Annotated in this window: 21 protein-coding genes and 1 tRNA gene; 17 read left to right on the top strand and 5 right to left on the bottom strand. The window is 66.1% G+C overall.

Annotated elements, in window-relative coordinates; all coding sequences use genetic code 11:
• Positions 1-182: 182 nt before the first annotated feature.
• The 11 genes from infA (at position 183) to BCUN_RS09380 (ending at position 11,303) form a co-directional block, all read left to right on the top strand.
• Positions 183-401, top strand: coding sequence for a translation initiation factor IF-1 (gene infA / locus BCUN_RS09330; RefSeq protein ID WP_004268611.1), 219 nt, complete (start codon positions 183-185; stop codon positions 399-401).
• Positions 402-432: 31 nt separating this feature from the next.
• Positions 433-546 (top strand): 50S ribosomal protein L36, encoded by a 114-nt coding sequence (rpmJ, locus tag BCUN_RS09335; protein ID WP_003814578.1) that lies wholly within the window; start codon positions 433-435, stop codon positions 544-546.
• A gap of 146 nt (positions 547-692) precedes the next feature.
• Positions 693-1,070 carry a 30S ribosomal protein S13 gene (gene rpsM, locus BCUN_RS09340; protein WP_033517253.1) on the top strand — a complete coding sequence of 126 codons (378 nt, stop codon included), beginning with the start codon at positions 693-695 and terminating at the stop codon, positions 1,068-1,070.
• Between the two features lie 81 nt (positions 1,071-1,151).
• Positions 1,152-1,550, top strand: a complete 399-nt coding sequence (gene rpsK / locus BCUN_RS09345; RefSeq protein WP_004268616.1) for a 30S ribosomal protein S11 — start codon at positions 1,152-1,154, stop codon at positions 1,548-1,550.
• A 79-nt stretch (positions 1,551-1,629) separates the two neighbouring features.
• Positions 1,630-2,625 (top strand): DNA-directed RNA polymerase subunit alpha, encoded by a 996-nt coding sequence (locus tag BCUN_RS09350; RefSeq protein WP_033517251.1) that lies wholly within the window; start codon positions 1,630-1,632, stop codon positions 2,623-2,625.
• A gap of 86 nt (positions 2,626-2,711) precedes the next feature.
• The gene (gene rplQ / locus BCUN_RS09355; RefSeq protein WP_033517249.1) at positions 2,712-3,197 is read left to right on the top strand and encodes a 50S ribosomal protein L17; all 486 of its coding nucleotides are present in this window, start codon (positions 2,712-2,714) and stop codon (positions 3,195-3,197) included.
• Between the two features lie 332 nt (positions 3,198-3,529).
• Positions 3,530-4,888: a C45 family autoproteolytic acyltransferase/hydrolase gene (locus tag BCUN_RS09360; protein WP_033517247.1), complete on the top strand. Its 1,359-nt coding sequence runs from the start codon at positions 3,530-3,532 to the stop codon at positions 4,886-4,888.
• A 45-nt stretch (positions 4,889-4,933) separates the two neighbouring features.
• Positions 4,934-6,292 carry a C1 family peptidase gene (locus tag BCUN_RS09365; protein ID WP_033517245.1) on the top strand — a complete coding sequence of 453 codons (1,359 nt, stop codon included), beginning with the start codon at positions 4,934-4,936 and terminating at the stop codon, positions 6,290-6,292.
• A gap of 330 nt (positions 6,293-6,622) precedes the next feature.
• On the top strand, positions 6,623-8,755 hold the full coding sequence (locus tag BCUN_RS09370) for an APC family permease (protein WP_081895659.1): 2,133 nt from the start codon (positions 6,623-6,625) through the stop codon (positions 8,753-8,755).
• A 34-nt stretch (positions 8,756-8,789) separates the two neighbouring features.
• Positions 8,790-10,265, top strand: a complete 1,476-nt coding sequence (locus BCUN_RS09375) for a S10 family peptidase (protein WP_033517243.1) — start codon at positions 8,790-8,792, stop codon at positions 10,263-10,265.
• A gap of 129 nt (positions 10,266-10,394) precedes the next feature.
• Positions 10,395-11,303 (top strand): tRNA pseudouridine synthase A, encoded by a 909-nt coding sequence (locus BCUN_RS09380; RefSeq protein ID WP_033517241.1) that lies wholly within the window; start codon positions 10,395-10,397, stop codon positions 11,301-11,303.
• Between the two features lie 65 nt (positions 11,304-11,368).
• On the opposite strand, the gene BCUN_RS09385 is transcribed toward BCUN_RS09380, so the two are convergent.
• Together BCUN_RS09385 and BCUN_RS09390 are read right to left on the bottom strand one after the other, a co-directional pair.
• Positions 11,369-11,454 (bottom strand) — tRNA-Ser (locus BCUN_RS09385).
• A 68-nt stretch (positions 11,455-11,522) separates the two neighbouring features.
• The gene (locus BCUN_RS09390) at positions 11,523-12,431 is read right to left on the bottom strand and encodes a hypothetical protein (RefSeq protein WP_051920998.1); all 909 of its coding nucleotides are present in this window, start codon (positions 12,429-12,431) and stop codon (positions 11,523-11,525) included.
• A gap of 71 nt (positions 12,432-12,502) precedes the next feature.
• Between BCUN_RS09390 and nusA the strand changes: the two genes are divergently transcribed.
• From nusA to ribF, 5 genes are all read left to right on the top strand, one after another.
• On the top strand, positions 12,503-13,549 hold the full coding sequence (gene nusA / locus BCUN_RS09395) for a transcription termination factor NusA (RefSeq protein WP_033517239.1): 1,047 nt from the start codon (positions 12,503-12,505) through the stop codon (positions 13,547-13,549).
• Between the two features lie 197 nt (positions 13,550-13,746).
• On the top strand, positions 13,747-16,530 hold the full coding sequence (gene infB, locus BCUN_RS09400) for a translation initiation factor IF-2 (protein ID WP_034258643.1): 2,784 nt from the start codon (positions 13,747-13,749) through the stop codon (positions 16,528-16,530).
• A 117-nt stretch (positions 16,531-16,647) separates the two neighbouring features.
• Positions 16,648-17,214 (top strand): 30S ribosome-binding factor RbfA, encoded by a 567-nt coding sequence (rbfA, locus tag BCUN_RS09405; RefSeq protein ID WP_033517861.1) that lies wholly within the window; start codon positions 16,648-16,650, stop codon positions 17,212-17,214.
• Complete coding sequence (gene truB / locus BCUN_RS09410; protein WP_051920999.1) at positions 17,186-18,223, top strand: tRNA pseudouridine(55) synthase TruB; 1,038 nt, start codon at positions 17,186-17,188, stop codon at positions 18,221-18,223. Before rbfA ends, truB begins: the two co-directional genes overlap by 29 nt.
• A 20-nt stretch (positions 18,224-18,243) precedes the next feature.
• Positions 18,244-19,491 (top strand): bifunctional riboflavin kinase/FMN adenylyltransferase, encoded by a 1,248-nt coding sequence (gene ribF, locus BCUN_RS09415; RefSeq protein ID WP_033517858.1) that lies wholly within the window; start codon positions 18,244-18,246, stop codon positions 19,489-19,491.
• Here ribF and radA read toward each other — a convergent pair.
• A complete protein-coding gene (radA, locus tag BCUN_RS09420) occupies positions 19,488-20,972 on the bottom strand; it encodes a DNA repair protein RadA (RefSeq protein ID WP_081895662.1) in 1,485 nt (494 codons plus the stop codon). The genes ribF and radA overlap by 4 nt on opposite strands.
• 67 nt (positions 20,973-21,039) lie before the next feature.
• Between radA and BCUN_RS09425 the strand changes: the two genes are divergently transcribed.
• Positions 21,040-21,663 (top strand): hypothetical protein, encoded by a 624-nt coding sequence (locus tag BCUN_RS09425; protein ID WP_033517865.1) that lies wholly within the window; start codon positions 21,040-21,042, stop codon positions 21,661-21,663.
• Between the two features lie 175 nt (positions 21,664-21,838).
• On the opposite strand, the gene BCUN_RS11995 is transcribed toward BCUN_RS09425, so the two are convergent.
• Together BCUN_RS11995 and rpiA are read right to left on the bottom strand one after the other, a co-directional pair.
• Positions 21,839-21,928 (bottom strand): 30S ribosomal protein bS22, encoded by a 90-nt coding sequence (locus BCUN_RS11995; protein WP_004268639.1) that lies wholly within the window; start codon positions 21,926-21,928, stop codon positions 21,839-21,841.
• 94 nt (positions 21,929-22,022) lie between these two features.
• Positions 22,023-22,721 (bottom strand): ribose-5-phosphate isomerase RpiA, encoded by a 699-nt coding sequence (rpiA, locus tag BCUN_RS09430; protein WP_033518150.1) that lies wholly within the window; start codon positions 22,719-22,721, stop codon positions 22,023-22,025.
• Positions 22,722-22,737 lie beyond the last annotated feature (16 nt).

A 22,737-nucleotide genomic window follows, 5' to 3' on the forward strand; every position in this document is an offset into this window, starting at 1 on the left:
CGACAGCGTGTCGGCGCCGGACGACCCCGCAGGAGCCCCGCCTCCTAGAAATTGTTCAAAAAACGAACAAAATCTTACGACACGCCCGGGTTGCGCCATACCACATTTCGTGTATCCTTGCAATTTGGTGTGTCTTCTGATATGCCGTGGTAATACTGTCCAGTACAACGGAATCGGGACTTATGGCAAAAGATGGTGTGATTGAAGTCGAAGGTCGTGTTGTCGAGGCGTTGCCGAATGCGATGTTTCGCGTCGAACTCGAGAACAAGCACATCGTGCTGGCCACAATCTCCGGCAAGATGCGCAAGAACTACATCCGCATCCTGCCGCAGGACCGCGTGGTGCTCGAAATGAGCCCGTACGACCTGAACCGCGGACGTATTACGTACCGTTACAAGTAAAGGTACACAAAACAAAAAGTAAGGAGCAACCATGAAGGTTAGCCCGAGTGTGAAGCGAATCTGCGAGAATTGCCGCGTGATTCGCCGCCACGGCCGCGTCATGGTGATCTGCACCAACCCGCGCCACAAGCAGCGTCAGGGCTGAGCGGATAGCCGCGACAACCACGAACAGGCACTAAGCCACAGACCCTTGCCCCGTCCGGGGGAGGGGCTGAACCCCGGGAACGCAGGCCCGGGCCGGGGAAACCGGGAGGCTCGGTGCAAGACCTGCGTGGACCAGAAGGAATCGCAATGGCACGTCTTGCCGGAGTCGACATCCCCAATGACAAGCGCATCGAGATCGCGCTCACCTACATCTTCGGTGTGGGCCGCACTCGTGCGAAGGAAACCCTTGAGGCCACGGGCATCAATCCGGACACCCGCGTCAAGGACCTGACGGACGAGCAGCTCATCACGCTGCGTGACTACCTCGAAGCGAACTACAAGATCGAGGGCGATCTGCGTCGTGAGATCGACGCGGACATCCGTCGCAAGATTCAGATCAACTGCTACCAGGGCCAGCGTCACCGTAAGGGACTCCCCGTGCGTGGCCAGCGCACGAAGACCAACGCACGTACCCGCAAGGGCCCGAAGCGTACGGTCGCAGGAAAGAAGAAGGCCACCAAGTAATCGGTGGGCCAAGGCCGTGGCCACGGGTGACTCCATCGCCACGGCGACAAGCAAGAGTTCGTTACTAGGAAACGAGGGTCAATGGCAGCGCAAAAGCAGGCTGCGCGCAAGACTCGTCGCCGCGATCGCAAGTCGATCCCGGTCGGTCAGGCGCATATCAAGTCAACATTCAACAACACCATCATCTCCATCACCGATCCGTCCGGCGCGGTTGTGTCCTGGGCGTCCGGTGGTGACGTCGGTTTCAAGGGCTCCCGCAAGTCCACGCCGTACGCTGCTGGCATGGCAGCTGAATCCGCAGCCCGCAAGGCCATGGAACACGGCGTCAAGAAGGTCGACGTCTTCGTGAAGGGTCCGGGATCCGGTCGTGAGACCGCCATCCGTTCCCTGCAGTCTGCGGGCCTCGAGGTCGGTTCCATCACCGACGTCACCCCGCAAGCGTTCAACGGCGTTCGTCCCCCGAAGCGTCGTCGCGTCTGAGCACTAGACAACCCACATCCGTCCATAGCCGCTTGAGCCGGTGAGTGCACCACCGGCCGAAGCTGAAAGGATAATCACAGTGCTTATCGCACAGCGTCCGACACTTACCGAGGAATCACTGAATCCCCAGCGTTCCCGTTTCATCATCGAGCCCCTGGAGCCAGGCTTCGGCTATACGCTGGGCAATTCCCTGCGTCGTACACTCCTCAGCTCGATTCCGGGTGCGGCTGTGACTTCGGTGCGTATCTCCGGCGCCCTGCATGAGTTCACCACCCTGCCGGGCGTCGAGGAGGATGTCACCGAGATCCTGCTCAACATCAAGGGCATCGTGCTCACCAGCGAATATGACGAGCCTGTCGTCATGTATCTGCGCAAGAGCGGCAAGGGCGAGGCCACCGCCGGGGACATCACCCCGCCGGCCGGCGTCACCATCGCCAATCCTGACATGCACATCGCAACGCTGGCCGACGATGGCGAACTTGAGATCGAGTTCACCGTCGAGCGCGGGCGTGGCTATGTGCCGGCGCAGATGAACAAGCAGGACGGTGATGAGATCGGCCGCATCCCGGTCGATTCCATCTATTCCCCAGTGCTCAAGGTGAGCTACAAGGTCGAGGCCACCCGCGTGGAACAGCGCACCGACTTCGACAAGCTCATTCTGGATGTGGAGACCAAGCCCGCCATCTCCCCGCGTGACGCCGTGGCGTCCGCAGGTTCCACCCTGGTGGAGCTCTTCGGCCTATGCCGCGAGCTCAACACCCAGGCGGAAGGCGTGGAAGTCGGTCCTGCCCCTGTCGTGGAGGAGGCCGACCCCGAGATGGCCGTCCCGATCGAGGACCTCAACCTCACGCAGCGCAGCTACAACTGCCTCAAGCGCGAGGGCATCCACACGGTCGGCGAACTGGTCAACCACACGGAGCAGGATCTGCTCGACATCCGTAATTTCGGTATGAAGTCCATCGACGAGGTCAAGGAGAAGCTCCAGTCCCTGGGTCTGTCCCTCAAGTCCTCGCCGCTCGGCTTCGACACCACCAACCTCGAAGGCGGCACCTTCTTCTCGCCGGAAGACGAGTAAGCGCCACCTCGACACAACCGCCACGCCGGGCCCGGACGTTCGGGCATCTGCCCACCTGAGTCCGGCGCGGCATTCAAGGAGAAACAATGCCTACACCCAAGAAGGGCCCGCGCCTGGCCTCGAGCCCGGCACACGAGCGTCTGATGCTCGCCAACATGGCCACCAGCCTGTTCAAGCACGGCCGCATCACCACCACGCTCCCGAAGGCCAAGCGCCTTCGTCCGCTGGCCGAGCGCCTGATCACCTTCGCCAAGCGCGGTGACCTGCACTCCCGCCGTCGCGTGATGCGCGTCATCCGCGACAAGTCCATCGTCCACAAGCTCTTCACCGAGATCGCGGAACAGATGGAGCAGCGCGAGGGCGGCTACACCCGCATCGTGAAGATTGCCCCGCGCAAGGGCGACAGCGCGCCGGCCGCGATCATCGAGCTCGTCACCGAGCCGGTGAGCCCGAAGAAGGCAGTGGTCAAGGAAGCCGAAGCCGCGACCAAGGTCGCCGCCAAGGAAGAGGCTCCGGTCGAGGCCGAAGCCACCGAGGCCGCCGAGAACACCGAGGCCGAGAAGGCTGAGTGATCCGGTCCAGCCGACCGGTTCTTCCAACCGAGGGGCAGGCCATGGGAACGCACGGAGGTGCGGCCCATGGCCTGCCCCTCGGCCATGGTCGGGGGGCACGTCCTAAGCCCAAAGACAATCCATATTAGGCAACTTCCATGTCCATGCATGGTTTCGCTCACGCTTCCGCAATGGCGCGAAAGACTGGAATATCCGCGTTTGCCACGTGGAAAAGACGCCCACGGCGCCCATTGCGCCTTGGCTGAACATGGCCGACGGCCGCGGGCGCGAGGTCTACGGTTGGGGACCAGTTCGGACGAGGGGCCCGGACAGCAGTCACCAAGGACAAGGACATGACAGAGCTTACGGACAGGCAGCGCGCCATCGTCGCGAAGGCGACGCGCCAGGACATCAACGGTTGGCACTACCTCAGCGTGCAGGGCGAGCCCTACGAGATCGGATTCCAGCACGGATACCTGCTGGCCGACGAATTCCGCGATGCGGTGCGCGTCTACACCCACATGACCCTGGAGATCCTGGGCATGGACTACTCCTTCTTCGTGGAGCAGGCCGTGAAGATCCACAAGGCGAGGATCGAGCAGGAGTACCTGGACGAGATGCAGGGCATGGCGGATGGCTTCACCGCCGGAGGCACGCCCACCACTCTCGACGACGTGATCGGTTGGAACGCCTGGATGGAGATCACCGGCTACTGGTGGCCGCAGGTCGCCGCCGACTACTCCAACAACCCGCCCGCCGGCCCCAAGGGATCGCACTGCTCGGCCTTCGTGGCCACCGGCTCCGCCACCAGGGACGGTCGGCCCGTGATCGCCCACGAAAGCTTCGACGACTTCTGGAGCGGCCAGTACTTCAACGTCTGCGAGATGGTCCACCCGGCCAAGGGCAACGACTTCAAGATGCAGACCGTCCCCGGCTTCATCGACTCGATGACCGACTTCTACGTCACCTCCGCCGGCCTGGGCGTCACCGAGACCACCATCGCCGGCTTCGTCGGCTACGACACCGACGGCATCCCCGAATACGTGCGTTCCCGCAAGGCCTCCCAGTACGCGAACTCGATCGACGAATGGGTCGCGATCTGCAACGACGGCAACAACGGCGGCTACGCGAACATCTGGCTGCTGTGCGATGCGGGCACGGGGGAGATCGCACGCTTCGAGCAGGGACTCAAGCACCAGGAGCTGCTGCGCACCAAGGATGGCTTCTACTACGGCTGCAACGCCTGCCACGACCCGCGCATCCGCAACCTCGAATGCGTCGACAACGGCTACAACGACGTGCGCCAGCAGACAGGCGCCCGCCGTGCGCGCTTCGAACAACTGCTGCCCGAGCTGGCGGGCACCATCGACGACGACGTCGCCAAGCGCATCCTCGCCGACAAGTTCGACCCCTACCTGGGATACATCAACGCCAGCTCCCGCAACATCTGTGCCCACTACGACGTCGATCCGCAGTATTACGCGGACGACCCGCACGGCGTGTGGAACGTCCCGTTCTTCCCCGGCGGATCCTGCGACGGCAAGTGTGCCAGCGCCGAGGACATCGACGCGCTGCGCATGTGGGGCATCTTCGGCCGCGCCGACGGCGAACCCTTCGACGCGGACGAATTCATGCGCCAGCACCCCCAGTGGAACTGGCAGCACGGTTACCTGTACGACCGCCCGAGCCAGCCCTGGACGCTGTTCGAGTGATTGTCCATCCATCCAATGTCCGGCAGAACAGAAAGGCATGACATCATGGAATTGACCAAGAAGGACCTCGCCGAGATGGCCGAGGCCTACAGGAAGGACACCGCCCAGCACATCGCCGAGCAGGCCGTCAAGAACAACGGGGTCCACGCTTCCAGCGAGCGTGAGAGCGTCGTCGTCACCAAGAACAACTTCGTGTTCTCGGTGGACGTGGACAGCGAGGCCGTCGCCAACCAGGAGCAGTCCGGCCGCTGCTGGATGTTCTCCTGCCTGAACTTCCTGCGCTTCCACATGGAACGCAAGCTCAAGCTGGCGAAGGGCTCCTTCGAGCTGTCGCAGAACTACAACTTCTTCTATGACAAGCTCGAGAAGTCGAACTTCTTCATGGAGAACATCATCAAGTATGCCGGCGAGGACCTCGACGACCGCCGCATCGACTTCCTGCTGACCACCCCGCAGCAGGACGGCGGCGACTGGGACCCGATGGTCGCGCTCGTGGAGAAGTACGGCGTCGTGCCGCGCGAGGCCATGCCGGACACCAACGTGACGCTGAACACGGCCGAGTTCAACGCGGTGCTCAACCGCCTGCTGCGCCAGGACGCCCTGGAACTGCGCGACATGGTGCGTTCCGGCAAGTCCGGCGAGGAGCTCGACGCGACCCGCAGGTCCATGCTCTCCGCCATCTACCGCATGCTGTGCGTGAGCTTCGGCCAGCCGCCTCAGAAGGTGGACTTCGAATACCGTGACAAGGACAACCAGTACCATGCCGACTTCGGCCTGACCCCGCTCGAGTTCTACCGCAAGTACCTGGGCGACGTCAAGCTCGGCGAAATCCGCGGCGTCATGAACCTGCCGGTCGAGGGCATGGAGTTCAACAAGCTGTACACGATCGACATGACCGGCGAGGTCGAGGGCTCCAACCGCCACCTGCGCTACCTGAACGTGCCGATGGACGTGTTCAAGCAGGCCGCCATCGACCAGCTCAAGGCCGGCGAGCCGGTCTGGTTCGGCTGCGACGTGACCCAGGATTCCGACTTCCAGAAGGGCATCCTGTCGCTGGACCTGTATGACGTGCAGAACATGTACGGCATCGACCTGCACATGGACAAGGGCCAGTCCTTCAGCTCCCACCAGTCCGCCCCGACCCACGCGATGATGCTGGCCGGCGTCGATCTCGACGCCGACGGCAAGCCCATCCGCTGGAAGGTGGAGAACTCCTGGGGTGCCGAGGCCCACGGCAAGCCGGTCGGCCACCAGGGCTACTTCATCATGGACGACTCCTGGTTCGACGCCTATATGTTCGAGATCGCCGTGCGTCCGGAATACCTGCCCGAGGAATACCGCAAGACCCTCGACGCCGAGCCGGCAGTGCTGCCGTACTGGAACACCTTCAACCCGGAGCCGTGACCTGCGCGCACCGACCCGACGGACCAACGGGGCGCCACCTTGGACAGGTGGCGCCCCGTTGCGCATCCGGATCCCCTCGTCGGCCCCTCGAATGACGTGAGAGCGCCTCTTCGCCGCCGCATGGGCCATGTTCGCTCTTGCCGAAGAACGGATTGAAGGGAAAACCATCGTCCTACCCTGAGGGGGAACGAAAACAGAACGCTCCGTGAGCGCTGCCGGCCTGTATGTCAAGCCAGGGGAACCCACGAAGTGGCCAGTTGGGGATCAGGGCCACCGCACCGTGACTTTTTCATGAGGCAACCCGTGATCCGCCGGGAAAGGCAGAGGCACATGAGCAATGCAACCCATGGCGCGTCGGGCGGTTCGACCGCGGCCGGCAAGGCGCCAACGACCCAGGGGAAGGCGGGTGCCGGTTCCGGCAAGCTGACGACCCTCGCCCTGGTCATGATGAACGTCACCGTCCTGGCCGGCCTGGCGAACGACGTCCAGCAATCCTTCTACGGACTGACGTCCGTGACCTACTTCCTCATCGGCGGCCTGCTGTTCTTCCTGCCCACCGGACTGGTGGCCGCGGAACTGGCCTCCGGCTGGGGCCAGCGCGGCGGCATCTTCCGCTGGGTAGGCGAGGGCATCGGCGTGTTCCCCGCCATCTCCTGCCTGCTGATCCTGTGGTTCCAGACGACCTTCACCTTCGGCTCCGGCATCCCGTCGATGTCCGCCACCATCGGCTTCTTCACCACGAAGTACGACTGGGCTGTGGACTTCGCCAAGAACTCGCACAGCTGGAAGATCACGCTGCCGATCATGATCGGCTGGCTCGCCTACTACTGGTTCTGCTGCTGGCTCGCCACCAAGGGCGTCAAGACCTTCAGCAAGGTCGCCCAATACGGCGTGATCTTGGGCACCTTCCTGCCACTGGCCGTCATCACGATCCTCGCGGTCGTCTACATCTGCCAGGGCAACCCCATCCAGACCGACATGGCACCCAGCGCGCTGATCCCGAAGTGGGGCGGCATGTCCACGCTGGCGCTCGCCGCAGGCGTGTTCTTCTCCTTCGCCGGCATCGACATGAACGCCGCGCATATCAAGGACCTCAAGAAGCCGAACAAGCAGTACCCGGTCGCCATCTTCATCTCCATGATCCTCACGCTGCTCATCTTCATCGTGGGCACCGTGATCATCGCCATGGTCATCCCGAACAAGCAGATCAACCTGCTGTACACGCTGTTCTCCACGTACCGCACGCTCGGCGCGACCATCGGCTTCCCCGACCTGTACCTGGTGTTCTGCTGGCTCGGCATGCTCAACAGCTTCGCCGCCCTGATCACCAACCTCGCAGGCCCGTCCTACATGCTCGGACAGGCCGGCCGTTCCGGCTTCCTGCCGAAGGCCCTGCAGAACAACAACAAGCACGGCATGCCGTCGCGCCTGATGTACACGCAGATGGCCGTCATGACCGTCATCGCGTTCATCGTGTTCTTCCTGCCCAACGTCGAGGGCTTCGTCGCCCTGATTACCCAGGCCATCACCATCCTGTACCTGTCGTACTACGTGCTCATGTTCGTGGCGTTCCTGCGCCTGCGCTACACGCAGCCGAACCGTCCGCGCGGTTTCCGCGTACCCGGCGGCAAGGCCGGCGCCTGGATCGTCGCTGGCATCGGCATCCTCGCCTCCGTGTTCGGCATCGTGCTCGCCTTCTACCCGCCGGCCCAGCTCAAGGCCGAAGTCGGTTCCGGCGCGACCTACGACATCATCATCATCGCTCTGCTCGCCTTCGTGGTGCTCGCCTGCGTCTGGATCTACCGTGCCTCGCGCAAGCACAAGGACTGGGTGGATCCGTCCAACCAGTTCGCTCCCTTCACCTGGCAGATCGAAGGCTTGAAGAAGCCCAGCCTGGCGCTTTCGAACATCCCGAGCGCCCTGGTCTCCGCCGGACAGGACCCGATGGGCATGCCCATCAAGCATCCCTACGGCAAGGACGAGATGATCAACCTGCCCGATCCGAAGAAGGACCCGAACGGCCAGGCCGAGGCTGCGGCCGCACTGCTGGCCAAGCACGGCATCACCGAGCCGAGCGACCCGAAGAACGTCGCCTTGGTGGGCGACCCGACCGCAGGCGTCAAGACGCTGGCCTACGCGCCGGCGCCGGTGCACACCGACGACGACGGCAACGCACTGCCCACGCCGAGTGACGCAGACATCGCCGCCGCCCCGGTCCCGACGGACGCGCTGGCCGCCGCCAAGCGCGCCATGGCCGAGGCCAAGCTGGTGCAGGCCGACTCCATCGCCATGCAGAACGAGGCACAGGCCCTGAACAACGCCGCCCGCGACGACCAGGAGCTGGCCAAGGCCGTGCGCCGCGTCCAGGTCGACGAAGCACAGGCAGCCGAGGCCGCCAAGGCCGCCGGCACCACCGTCGGCTCCACCGGCAGCGCCGCCGACGGCACCGCCACGAAGCAGTGAATCATCTTTAGACAACCAACCAAGGAGGTCTGCCATGGCAGACGAAACCGAACCAACCAAGGTCGCCGAGCAGAAGAAGCCGCTTGAGCCGCTCCCGGCCGCCGCAAGCAAGCAGTACGTGTGGAAGTCCCCGAAGGGCGACGAGATCCACTACACCGCCACCGCCGAAATGGTGCCGGTGCGCGCTGACGACGGCCAGCTCATGGGCCACATGTTCATGTTCTCCCAGGTCTCCGACGATGCCGACAAGTCCGACCGCCCCGTCACGTTCTGCTGGAACGGCGGCCCCGGCGGCGCCTCCTACATGGTGAACATCGGCGGCATGGGCGCGCTGCGTGTCAAGACCGACGGCATGGCGCACCTCAAGGGCGTCGGCGAGGTCGAGGACAACCCCGACTCGCTGCTGCCCAGCTCCGACCTGGTGTTCATCGACGCCTTCGGCACCGGCTATTCGCACGTCGACCCGAACTACGACGCCAAGAAGGTGTGGGGCGTGGACGGCGACGCCGACGCCTTCACCCGAGGCATCATCGAATGGCTCACCGAACACGGCCGCTTCAACAGCCCGCTGTACCTGTACGGCGAGTCCTACGGCACGATGCGCAACGCCGTGGTCTACCGCCTGCTCGGCGAGCACGGCGTGGGCGTGACCGGCGTGGTCGAGCAGTCCACCATCCTGGACTACGCGCCGACGCTGTCCGGCAACGACGCCTACTACATGGGCATGGTGCCGGTGTACGCCGCCACCGCCAACTACTTCGGCAAGGCCGGCCAGGGCGTCGACCAGTACCAGTGGTATGACAAGGCCTTCGACTTCGTCAACTCCACGCTCGCAGGCGCGCTCGTCCTCGGCGACGAGCTGCCGGACGACCGGATGGACGAGATCGCCGGCCAGATGAGCGAGCTGATCGGCCTGTCCAAGGACTTCATCAAGTCCAAGGGCCTGCGCATCGAGCTGGACACCTTCCGCAAGAGCCTGCTGGCCGACGAAGGCAAGACCACCGGCCGCTACGACACCCGCTTCAGCACCTACGGCTACCCGGACGTGCAGGGCGACAACGAGTTCTTCGCGGGCGAGGACCCGTCCTACGACGCCATCAACGCCGCCTACCTTGACGTGTACATGAAGCTGCTGGGCGACATGGGCTTCAAGGGCTACGAGAACTACGTGGGCCTGTCCATGAAGGTCAACGAGTCCTGGAACTGGAACCACCAGGCACCGGGCACCATGGGCGCCCCGCAGACCCCGAACGTGGCCTACGACATCGCCACCGCGCTGCGCCGCAACCCGACCAGCCGCATCCTGTTCTTCGGCGGCATCCACGATGCCGCGACCCCGTACTGGAACGTGCGCCACGACATGGGCAAGCTGTTCCTGCCGCAGGCCCTGAAGGACCGGATCGAATACCACGTGCACAGCAACGGCCACATGCTCTACTGCGACCAGGTCGCCCTGGAAGCAGCAGGCCCGGAACTGGCGGCCTTCTACGAGAAGCGCCACGAGGACTGACCCGGCCGTAGCCGTGCCACCCCGGGACCCATGGCAGCAGTGACATGACTGGGTCCCATCCTCCTCACATCAGGGGCACCCCCGGCAATCCGGGGGTGCCCCTGACGCATGCCTGCTAGACTCGGAGCCATGGTTCGCTTGCGCATCGACTTGGGTTACGACGGCTCCTCCTTCAACGGCTGGGCGGTACAGAACGGCCAGGACTGCCGCACCGTACAGGGGGAGGTGGAGGCCGCCCTGCGGTTGGTGCTGTGCGGCCGCGACCCGGACGCCCATCTGCCCCACCTGGTGGTCGCCGGCCGCACCGACGCCGGCGTGAGCGCCTCCCACCAGGTCTGCCACCTCGACGTGGAGGAGGAGCGGCTCGCCCGCTGCGTGGGCCACATGCGCATGACCCCGGTGGAGGCGCTGCAGACGCGGCTGCAACGCATGATGCCCGAGGACATCGCCATCCACCGCGTGCGCATCGCCCCCGACGGCTTCGACGCCCGCTTCTCCGCACTCGAACGCACCTACGTCTACCGCATCTGCGACGACCCCTCCAGCTGGGACCCGCGCCAGCTGAGCTATGTGTGGCAGACCGACCGACGGCTCGACGAAGCCGCCATGAACCGTGCCGCCGCCCTGACCATCGGGCTGCACGACTTCGGCAGCTTCGCCATCCCCAACCCGGGCGGCACCACGATCCGCGAGGTGAAGACCGCCCACTGGAGCCGCGTGGAACGCCGTCCGCTCATCGCGCATCCCCAGGGGGAGCGCTACCGGACACCGGCCATGGAATCGGGACTGCTGTGCTTCACCATCGTCGCCGACGCCTTCGCACGCAACATGGTGCGCTCGCTGGTCAACGGCTGCGTGCAGGTCGGTCTGGGCAAGCGCAGCGTCGAATGGTTCGCCGGCAAGATGGCCACGCCGAAGCGCGAAGGCTCCACCGGCCCCATCGCCCCGCAGGGCCTGACCCTCGAGCACATCGCCTACCCGGCGGACGACGAGCTCGCCGCCCGTGCCGAGCGTATCCGTGCCCGCCGTACCCTGTGAGTCACGGGTAGGAAGGGAAAGAGGCACGAAAAAGGGTTTCCGGCCGAAGCCGAAAACCCTATAAGCGGATAAGAAGAGATTCGAACTCTTGGAGGGGGTTGCCCTCACACGCTTTCGAGGCGTGCTCCTTAGACCGCTCGGACACTTATCCATGTTGCGTTAAGCAACTTGTTCATTATGCCATATGTCGTGGCCATGTCAAGTCGTTCGGGCATGTCGTCATTGCTGGCCGAATAGGACCTCGTCGGTGAGGGGGTAGCCCAGGCCGAAGGCGGTGTAGGCGTGGGTGGCAATCAGCATCGCCAGCTGCAGGAGGCTGGCGCGCAGCTGGCGCTGGGCGTCCTTGGTGTCGTCGGCGTGGTCCAGCGTGCCGTATTGCTCCACGTCCTGCAGTTCCTCGCGCACGCAGTCCATCTCCACGATTGCCAGGGTATTGGCCCGCAGTCCCGTAGTGGGATCGATGGCGGCATCGGGGTCGTCGATGAGCGTGGCTGCCCGGTACACCTTCTGACGCAGGTCCTCCTGGGCGCTGTCCGTCAGTCCCATGAGCCGCGACGCCGTCTCCTTGTGGTCGTCGCTCATGTCCAGAAGCGTGCCGTCGGTGGCCAACGCCATGGTCTGCCGATTGCTGCCCATGCCGGCGACGTAGCGGCCTGCCAGGGTCTGCGTGGCGAAACCGGCACGGTCCTCGGCCAGTGCGAGGCGTGCCAGCGCCTGGTTGCCGATGGGCAGCGCCGTCACGGTGTCGAGGCGGTTGACGGTGAGCGGCTGGTAGTCGCGGCCGAGCGCCGAGGCGAGCGTGGCCGCGTAATGCTGGGCCTGGGCGCTGTGCAGTACGCCCTCCGAGAAACGCTGGGAGCATTGGATGGCCACGTCCAGCCAGTCATGTTGGGCCGACCGGGCCGCCTGGTAGCGCTCGACGAGGAGCAGGGAGGCGTCGGTGACGGCCTCGCTGTGCTCGCCGGCATCGGCGAATGCGCTCTCGCAGGCATTGGCGTCGCGTTCCGCCTCCGCCTTGCCGCTGACGCGCGGTGCCGTGCAGGCAGCGCAGAGGGCCACGGCGCACAGGATCGCCGCCCATGCGGCAAGGCGCCGGCGCACGCGCGGGAAGGGGAGGAGTGTCTGCATGAAAGCCTAGAGTAGTTGTTGACTGTGACCAAAGGGCGAGAGCTGAATAACTTCATATAGGAGGTCTGAAGTTGGAACTGGACCTGAACGGCATCTACCAGCTTGCGAGCGAGCAGGGAATCGATGCGCAGACCGTGGACGAGGCGCTGACCGAGGCGCTGCGTCTCGCGTACCTGAAGACCCCGCACGCTGCCAAGCATGCGCGCGTGGAGCTCGACCCGCGCGCCGGGTCGTTCACCGTGTGGGCACGTGACGAGATTCCTCAGGAACCGACCGAGGAACACCCCCATCCCGGATTCACCCTGGGCGAGGAATACGACGATACCCCCAGCGACTTCGGCCGCCTGGCGGCAGCCACCGCGCGCCAGGTGATCTCCCAGCTGTTCCGTAAGGCCGAGGATGACAAGATCTTCGGCGCGTTCTCGGGACAGCGCGGCAAGCTCATCACCGGCGTGGTCCAGCAGGATGCGAAGGACACCGCGAACGTGCACGTGGCCGTGGGCGACGTCGAGGCGCTCCTGCCGCGTCGCGAGCAGGTGCCGGGGGAGCGCTACCGCCATGGCCAGCGCATCCGCGTCTACGTGGTGAACGTCTCCCGCGGCCTCAAGGGTCCCGAGATCATCGTCTCGCGCTCACATCCCGAACTGGTGCGCAAGCTCTTCGAGCGCGAGGTCCCGGAGCTGACGTCCGGCGCCGTCTCGATCATGGCCATCGCCCGCGAGGCGGGCGCCCGCACCAAGATCGCGGTCCGCGCCAACGTGCCCGGCGTCAACCCGAAGGGCGCACTGATCGGCCCCGGCGGTTCCCGCGTGCGCGCCGTGATGGAGAACCTCGGTCCCGAGAAGATCGACATCGTCGACTGGTCCAGTGATCCCGCCACCTTCATCGCCGCGGCGCTCTCGCCCGCGGTGGTGTCCGGCGTGCACGTGATCAGCGACAAGAACCAGACGGCCGTGGCCTTCATCCACGAGGACCAGCTCTCGCTGGCCATCGGCAAGGAAGGCCAGAACGCACGCCTGGCGGCCAAGCTGACCGGCTGGAAGATCGGCATCGAGTCCGAGGAGGCCTACGCCGCCAAGCAGGGCCAGGGTGGCTACACCCACAAATTCAACGACTGACCAAGCGAACTGCCGCCCATCCAAAGGCGGGAGTAAGCTGAACGCCGTGAAACTGGGCGCGGCGCACCCCGCGCGGCGCACCAGGGACGGTAACGAGGTAGAACGACCATGGTTGCACGATGAGAGTCCGAACGCTCGCCGTGAGAACATAAGCAGTTGCGCTCATGTATGCGCAGCTGGGAATTAGGAGAAATTGAGTGCCGAAAGCACGCGTATATGAGCTCGCCAAGGAACTTGGCGTAGACAGCAAGACCGTCCTCGAGAAGCTCAAGGACATGGGTGAATTCGTGAAGTCCGCCTCTTCCACGGTGGAAGCACCGGTGGTGCGCCGCCTCAAGGCCGCCTTCCCGAAGCAGGACGAACATGCCGGTTCCACCGACAGGGCCCCGGCACCGAAGCCGGCCCCGCACAAGCCCGCCGCCCGCCAGGAGGCCCCCAAGCCGGCCGCGCCGCGTCCCGCCGCACCCAAGCCGGGCCAGCAGCACCATGCCACGTCGGCGAAGCCGGGTCCGCAGCGCCCGCGCCGCGCCAACGGCAACGAGGAGCGCCCCAACCGTTCCAACAACAACCGTTCCAACAACGCCAACGCGCCGCGCGGCAACGCGCCCAAGCCGGGCCAGCACCACGCGCCGCGTCCGTCGGCACCCACCCCGGGGCCCAAGGGCGGCCGCGCCAACGGCAATGCCAATGCCAGTGGCAACGCCTCCGCGCACACCCCGCGTCCGGGCAACAACCCGTTCAACCGCAAGCAGGGCATGCACGTGCCCACCCCGGGCGACATCCCGCGTCCGCACCCGATGGCACGCCCCACGGTGAACAACAACGAGCGCCGCGGCGGCCGTCCGGGCCAGCGCGGCGGCAGCAACTTCCGTGGAGGCCGCGGCGGCCAGGGCGCCCCGAAGCCGGGGCAGTGGGGCCAGCACCGCCAGGGTGCCGGTTCCGGCAACAACCATTCCGGCGGCAGCCGTTTCGGTGGCAACTCCGGTGGCTTCCAGCACAACAACGGCCCAAGCAACGGGCCGTCCCGCGGCGGCGGCCGCGGCCGCGGCGGCGCCGCAGGTGCCTTCGGGCGCCAGGGCGGCAAGTCCTCCAAGGCACGCAAGAACCGTCTTGCGAAGCGTCATGAGTACGAGGAGATCAAGGCACCGGTCATCGGCGGCGTGCGCATCCCCAAGGGCAACGGCCAGACCATCAAGCTGCGCCAGGGCGCATCCCTCGCCGACCTCGCCGAGAAGATCAACGTCAATCCCGCGGCCCTCGTGACCGTGCTCTTCCACCTGGGCGAGATGGCCACGGCCACGCAGTCCCTGGACGAGGCGACCTTCCAGATCCTGGGCGACGAGATCGGCTGGAACATCAAGATCGTCTCCGCCGAGGAGGAGGACAAGGAGCTGCTCCAGCAGTTCGACATCGACCTCGAGGCCGAGGAACTGCAGGAGGACGAGGACCTGAAGCCGCGTCCGCCGGTCGTGACCGTCATGGGCCACGTCGACCACGGCAAGACCCGCCTGCTCGACACCATCCGCAAGACCAACGTCATCGACCGCGAGGCCGGCGGCATCACCCAGCGCATCGGCGCCTACCAGGTGACCGTGGACCTGGACGGCGAGGACCGCAAGATCACCTTCCTCGACACCCCCGGCCACGAGGCCTTCACCGCCATGCGTGCCCGCGGTGCCGAGATCACGGACATCGCGATCATCATCGTGGCCGCGGACGACGGCGTCATGCCACAGACCGTCGAGGCGATCAACCACGCCCAGTCGGCGCACGTGCCGATCGTGGTGGCCGTCAACAAGATCGACGTCGAGGGCGCCAACCCCGACAAGGTGCGCGGCCAGCTCACCGAGTTCGGCCTGGTGCCCGAGGAGTACGGCGGCGACACCATGTTCGTCGACATCTCCGCGAAGTACGGCACCAACGTCGACAAGCTGCTCGAGGCCGTCCTGCTCACCGCGGACGCCGAGCTCGACCTGCGCGCCAACCCGGACATGGATGCGCGCGGCGCGACCATCGAGGCCCGCCTGGACAAGGGCCGCGGCGCCGTGGCGACCGTGCTCGTGCAGTCCGGCACCCTCCACGTGGGCGACGCGATCGTGGCCGGCACCTCCTATGGCCGCGTGCGCGCCATGCTCGACGAGAACGGCAACAACATGGAAGCGGCGTTGCCGTCCACCCCGGTGCAGGTCCTGGGCCTGACCTCGGTGCCCACGGCAGGCGACCTCTTCCTCGTCGCCCCAGACGACCGCACCGCCCGCCAGATCGCCGAGAAGCGCCAGGCCACCGAGCGTGCTGCCCAGCTGGCCAAGCGCCGCAAGGTCGTCTCCCTCGAGAGCCTCAAGGAGCAGTTCGCCAAGGCCGAGATCGACATGCTCAACATCGTCATCAAGGGCGATTCCTCCGGCTCCGTCGAGGCGCTCGAGGACTCCCTCATGAAGATCGAGGTGTCCGACGAGGTCGGCATCCAGGTCATCCACCGCGGCGTGGGCGCCATCACCCAGAACGACGTCAACCTCGCCAGCGTGGACAAGGCCGTCATCATCGGCTTCAACGTGCGCCCGAACCGCCAGGTGGCGGACCTCGCCGAGCGCGAGGGCGTGGAGATCAAGTACTACTCGGTCATCTACAAGGCGATCGAGGACATCGAGGCGTCCCTCAAGGGCATGCTCAAGCCCGAGTACGAGGAGGTCACCACTTCCCACTCGGAGATCCGCGAGATCTTCCGTTCCTCCAAGTTCGGCAACATCGCCGGCGTCATGGTCCTGGACGGCGAGGTCAAGCGCGGCACCAAGGCACGCATCCTGCGCGACGGCGTCGCCACGGTCAACGACCTGGAGATCAGCTCGCTGCGCCGCTTCAAGGACGACGTCAAGAGCGTCACCGAAGGCTATGAGGCAGGCATCAACCTCGGCTCCTTCAACGACATCGAGATCGGCGACATCATCGAGACCTTCGAGATGCGCGAGATCGAGCGCAAGTAGGCGCCAGAAGCCCTACAGCCATACCGGACGGCCGGCTCCGCGCGATGCGGGCCGGCCGTCCGGCGTCTGGGCGGGTAGAATGCCCACAAGGAAACGAATGCCCACAAGGAGGCACACATGCAGTCCAGCAACCCTCGCGCCGCGCGCATCGCGGCGCTGATCCAGCGCGTCATTGCGTCGAACATGGAATCCACGCTGCACGACAAGCGGCTCAAGAACGTGACCATCACCGACGTGAAGGTCACCAACGACCTGCAGCTGGCGAAGGTGTATTGGACCACCCTCTCGCACACCGGCAACGACGACGGCGAACGCAAACGCGCCAAGACCGCCCTCGACCAGGCGAAGGGCCGCCTGCGCACGATGGTTGGCGCCAAGGCGGGTCTGCGCCTGACTCCGCAGCTGCAGTTCGTCTTCGACGAGGTGCCGGGGGAGGCACACGAGATCGACGACATCCTGGCCGCGGCCCGCAAGCGCGACGCGGAGCTGGCGAAGATGCGCGAGACCGCGCAGTACGCCGGCGACGCCGATCCGTACCGCCATGACGACGATGACGAGGAAGAGGAGCTCGACGAGCTGGAGCACGACCACAAGGACGACTACGACGAGTACGACGGCGACGTCGTTGAGGTCGAGGAACTCGAGGACTTCGACGATGACGCAGACGACATCGAACAGGACTGACGCCCCCGTGGCGCCGCTGCCTTCCGGCGGCATCCTCGTCGTGGACAAGCCGCAGGGCGTGACCAGCCATGACGTCGTCGGCGCGGTGCGCGGCGCCCTGCACCTGCGCAAGGTCGGCCACGCCGGCACCCTCGACCCGATGGCCACCGGCGTGCTCGTCGTCGGCTTCGGCGACGCGACGCGCCTGCTCAACACGATCGTGGGCACCCGCAAGACCTATGAGGCGACGATCCGCTTCGGCCAGGCCACCGACAGCGACGACGCCGACGGCACGCCCGTGCACGCCGTCGCCGACGCCGCCGGATTGCCGACCGTGCAGGCGGTGCGCGACGCCATCGACGCACGCTTCACTGGCGACATCATGCAGGTGCCGAACGCCTTCTCCGCCGTCAAGGTACATGGCAGGCGCGCCTATGACCTGGCACGCGACGGTCAGGCGCCCGAGCTCAAGGCACGCCCGGTGACCATCCATCGCTTCGACGCGCTCGCCGCCCGGCACGGCCAGGCGGACGACGGCACGCCGGTGCTGGACGTGGACGTGCGCGTGACCTGCTCGGCCGGCACGTACATCCGCGCCTTGGCTCGCGACCTGGGGCAGGACTTCGGCTGCGGCGCCCACCTGGTGCGCCTGCGCAGGCTGGCGGTCGGCCAGTTCACCGCGGACGACGGGCGGCTGGTGCACGCGCATGCCGAGAGCCGCACGGTCACCGACCGGGAAGGGCGGCAGGTGGAACGACGGCGTGCCGTGCTCGACGCCCCGCGGGGGTTGGCGGACCATGTCATCGGGATGATGGAGGCGGTGACGCGCACCATGCCGGTCGTGGAGGTCGACGGCACGCAGGCCAGGGACCTGCGCTTCGGACGCCAGCTGCGCGGCGGCCTCGAGGGCATCGCCGCCGCCGTGGTGCCGGCCGGCGGCGACGTGGTGGCGATCGTGCGCGGCCACGACGGCATGATTCAGCCGGTGACCGTGTTCGCCGGCGGGGCCGGGCCGGCCGTGGCACAATGACAGTGAAGGTGGTAGACGCAATGCATATCATTCAGTTGGTCCCGGATGTGTCGGGTACCGTGGCATGGCCGACGCTCAGCACGTCACGCAAGTCGGTGGTCACCGTCGGCGTGTTCGACGGCGTGCACCGGGGGCACCAGGCGGTGCTGCGCCGGACGGTGGAACTCGCACGCCGGCACAAGTGCCTGTCCGTGGCGATCATGTTCGACCCGCGCCCAGCCTTCGTGCACGCGTACGCGGAAGCGAACGGCGTGGCACCGCAGGATGGTGCGCCGGACAGCGGCAAGCTGACCGGCGTGGACGAGCGCCTGCGGATGATGGAGGAGATCGGCCTCGACTTCGTACTGGTGGTGCACTACACGCTCGAGTTCGCCGACAAGTCCTTCCGCTTCTTCCTCGGCCAGCTGGTGGGCAAGCTGGGCATGCGCGCCCTGGTGCTCGGCGAGGACGCGCGCATGGGCGCGCACAACGAAGGCGACATCAGGAAGATCGGTACCCTGGCCGAGGCGACCGGCGTCTTCGAACTGGTCGTGGTACAGGAACACGGCGACGGGCATGTGCGCATTCCCGCCCGTTACGAGCCGACCAGTCCCGAAGGACGCGGTGAGCCGGCCGACCCCATGGCGTCGATGAGCAAGGCCGAACGCCGCGCCTACACCAAGAAGATCGGGTCGCGCGAGGTACGTGCCCTGAGTTCGACGAACATCCGCTACCTGCTCAGCCAGGGCCGCGTGCAGGACGCGAACACGCTCCTGGGACACCGCCACGGCGTGGAAGGCACCGTGGTCCATGGCGAGGAACGCGGCAGGACCATCGGGTTCCCCACTGCGAACCTCGAACAGCCGCTGGACGGCTACCTGCCCGTGGACGGCGTCTACGCCGGCTGGCTCATCGACCTGGGGGACGCCGACGCCTACCGGCGCACCCAGGAGAAGATGTTCGACCCCGCCGAGGAAGGCGTGTCGGTGCCCTACGAATCCGGTGGGGTGAAAAGCCGCCTGGCATCCCACTCGCCCTACCGCTGGCCGGCCGCCATCTCCATCGGCACCAAGCCGACCTTCAACGAGGAGACGGGCGTGGACGGCCGCGTGCTCGAGGCATACGCCGTCACCGACGACTGGATCGAACTGTACGGACACCGCGTGCGCGTCGAGTTCAGCGGCTTCCTGCGACCCCAGACCAGGTTCGACTCGGCAGAGGCGCTCACGGCGGAACTGGCCCGCAACGCGCAGGAGACGCGCGCCATCACCGACGCGGAACGCGACTAGTCGTCCGCGTCCTGCGGGTCGAAGGAGGAGACGGCGGCACCGACCTTGGCCGTCCCCTTCCTGGCGCGCCGCCTGGCCAGTCCCAGCGCGTCCAGCGCCTCCTTGACCGACCGTGCCTGCACGATCTCGAGGCCGGCGATCGCCGGCACCTTGCGCATCGGCGGCACGATCGCCCTGGTGAAGCCCAGGCGCGCCGCCTCCCGCAGCCGGTACTCCATGCGCGGCACCGGACGCACCTGTCCGGTCAGGGAGATCTCGCCCACCGCACAGGTCGTCTTCGCCACCGGCGTGGACGTGGCGGCACTCGCCAGAGCCGCCACGATCGCCAGGTCGCAGGCCGGTTCCCTGGCCACGCCGCCCGCCACGGTAGCGATGTACAGGTCGTTGTTGAGCAGATTCAACGCGCCGTGCCGGTACAGCACCGCCACCAGCATGGCGATGCGGTTCGTGTCCACCCCATTGACGGCGCGCCGCGGCGTGGGCAGCACCGAGGACGTCACCAGCGCCTGCACCTCCACCGGCAGCGAACGGTGGCCGTCCAGCGTCGGCGTCACGCAGGTGCCCTCCACTGGCGAGTCGCTCTCTGAGAGGAACAGTCCCGCCGGGTCGCTCACCTCCTCGATGCCCTCCCCGGACATGTCGAAGCAGCCGACCTCGTCGGTAGGCCCGAAACGGTTCTTCACGGCGCGCAGCATGCGCAGCGCCGTTTGCGCATCACCCTCGAACTGGCACACCACGTCCACCAGGTGCTCCAGCGTGCGCGGGCCGGCGATCGAGCCGTCCTTGGTCACATGGCCCACCAGCAGTACCGGCACGTCCAGCGACTTCGCCGTGTCGATCAGCGCACTGGCCACCTCGCGTACCTGCGTGGAACCGCCGGAGATGCCGTCGACGTCCTGCGAGACGATCGTCTGCGCGGAATCCACGATCGCCAGGGCCGGCCGATGCTCCTCGATGAGCGCCAGCGCCGTCGCCAGGTCCGTCGTCGACGCCAGCAGCAGGTTGTCCTTCACGGCGTCGATGCGCGAGGCCCGCAGCCGCACCTGCGCCTGCGACTCCTCGCCGGAGATGTACAGGACCGTGTTCGCCTTGCGTGCGCCGGCGACCCGCGCGGCGATGTTGCCCGCCGTCTCCAGCAGCAGCGTGGACTTGCCGATGCCTGGCTCGCCCGCGATGAGCACCACCGACCCGGGCACGATGCCGCCGCCGAGCACGCGGTCGAACTCGCCGAAGCCGGTGGGCACGCGCGCCACGGCCGCCGTGTCGATCTTCGAGATCGGCAGCGCCGCGCTCGCCGCATGCGCGCTCGCCACGGTGCGCGAGGTGCGTCCCGGCGCCGCCGTGCGCGCACCGGCCGCCGGCTTGGCCTCGCGGAACTCCTCGACGGTGCCCCACTGGCCGCACTCGGGGCAGCGGCCCATCCACTTCGCACCGCTCCAGCCGCATTCGGTGCACACATAACTCACGGAACTTTTCGCCATGGTCCCGAACCTAGCGGCTCCGGGCGGTTTGCGCAAGGCGTCAGGCGGCTGTGCCAAGATGAATGCCATGGCAAACACATCGCGCGCTTCCGTCGACACCTCCTCCTCGGACACGGCACGACGTGCCCGCAGGGTCGTCGTCGTGGCCGCGATCATCGTCGTCCTGGCCCTCGTCAGCGCCTTCGGTTGGCCTGGTTGGGCGGTGCGCAGCGCGCCGGAGCCGGCGCCCATCTCCACTGCCATCGCCTCCGCCAAGCCGACCATCGAGGCCACCGCACTGCCCGAGGGCGCCACGGCGCTCCTCCAGGCGATGCCGGACCATGTGGGCAGCTACGTGCGCGTCTCCGCTGACACCACGGACGTGTGGAGCGCCTCCAAGCCCCTGGAGGAATACGCGCTGGCCTATTCGACCGGCGACGACGCCACCAAGGTGTCCGTGACCGTGGCGCAGTGGAGCGCCACCGAGGACGCGGACGAGGAATACCTGGACTTGGCCAAGGCGCTCAAGGGCAAGCAGCTGGCCGCCGGCAACGTGAAGGTGGCGGGGGAGAAGACCGGCAGCTACGTGGTCGTGCAGGACGAGGACGACGAAAATGCCGCCTCTGCGCTCTGGCGCAACGACACGGTGTGCATCCTCATGACCGGCCCCGTTGCCACCGTCGAGACGCTGGTCCGCACCTTCCCCCTGTAGGTGGGGCAAAGTTCCCTTCATGATCGCTTCCGCTTGAGAAATTGTTCATTTTTTCGAACAAAATCTCATGGGAGACTTGCCGCAAAGGGGCCTTGGTTTCCCGCCACGCCCATGCGCATATGCAAAATCCCCGGCACCACGCGGTGCCGGGGATCGAAGTATTCAAGCAATAAGACTACTTGCGCTGGTGGCGAGTCTTACGCAGCAGTTTGCGGTGCTTCTTCTTGCTCATCCGCTTGCGGCGCTTCTTGATGACCGAGCCCATCTCAAGCCTCCGTTCCTTGTACTCGAAAGTTTGCAACTTGACCAACTCTACACGGCCGAGACGACTTTATGCCGTCCCGGCCGTGCGGGAAGACTCACTTGTTCGGATTGACGAGCACGCGGGGGCCTTCCGGGTCGCCCACGATCACTTCGTTGACCATGTTGAGGAACAGGCCGTGCTCCACCACGCCGACCGTGTTGATGAGGTCCTCGGCCAGCTCCTGCGGGTTGTCGATGCGCTCCAGGTGCAGGTCGATCACGTAGTTGCGCTCGTCGGTGCGCACCGGCTCGCCGTCGGCTTCCAGGCGCAGCACCGGCTTGTAGCCGCGCTCCTCGAAACGCTTGAAGACGTGGGACCAGCCGAAGGGGATGACCTCCACCGGCAGCGGGAACTTGCCGATCACGTCCACCACCTTGGAGGAGTCCACGATCCACACGATCTTGTCCGAGTTGACGGCCACGATCTTCTCCCACAGCAGGGCGGCGCCACCGCCCTTGATGCCGTTGAAGTTCGCGTCCACCTCGTCGGCGCCGTCGATCGTCAGGTCGATGCGGTCCACGTCGTCGATGTCCACGATCTTGATGCCGTAGCCCTCGGCCTGCTCCTGCGTGCGGCGGGAGGTGGTGACGCCAGTGAACTCGAGGCCTTCCTCCTTGACGCGGCGGCCGAGCTCGTCCACCAGGAACTTCACAGTGGAACCGGTGCCCAGGCCTGCGACCATGCCGTCCTTGACGAGCTGCGCGGCGGCGATGCCCGCTTCCTTCTTCATGGCATCCTGCTGTGCCTTGTCCATATCCTTGCTCCTTCGA

It is taken from the genome of Bifidobacterium cuniculi, assembly GCF_000741575.1.
Taxonomy (GTDB): domain Bacteria; phylum Actinomycetota; class Actinomycetes; order Actinomycetales; family Bifidobacteriaceae; genus Bifidobacterium; species Bifidobacterium cuniculi.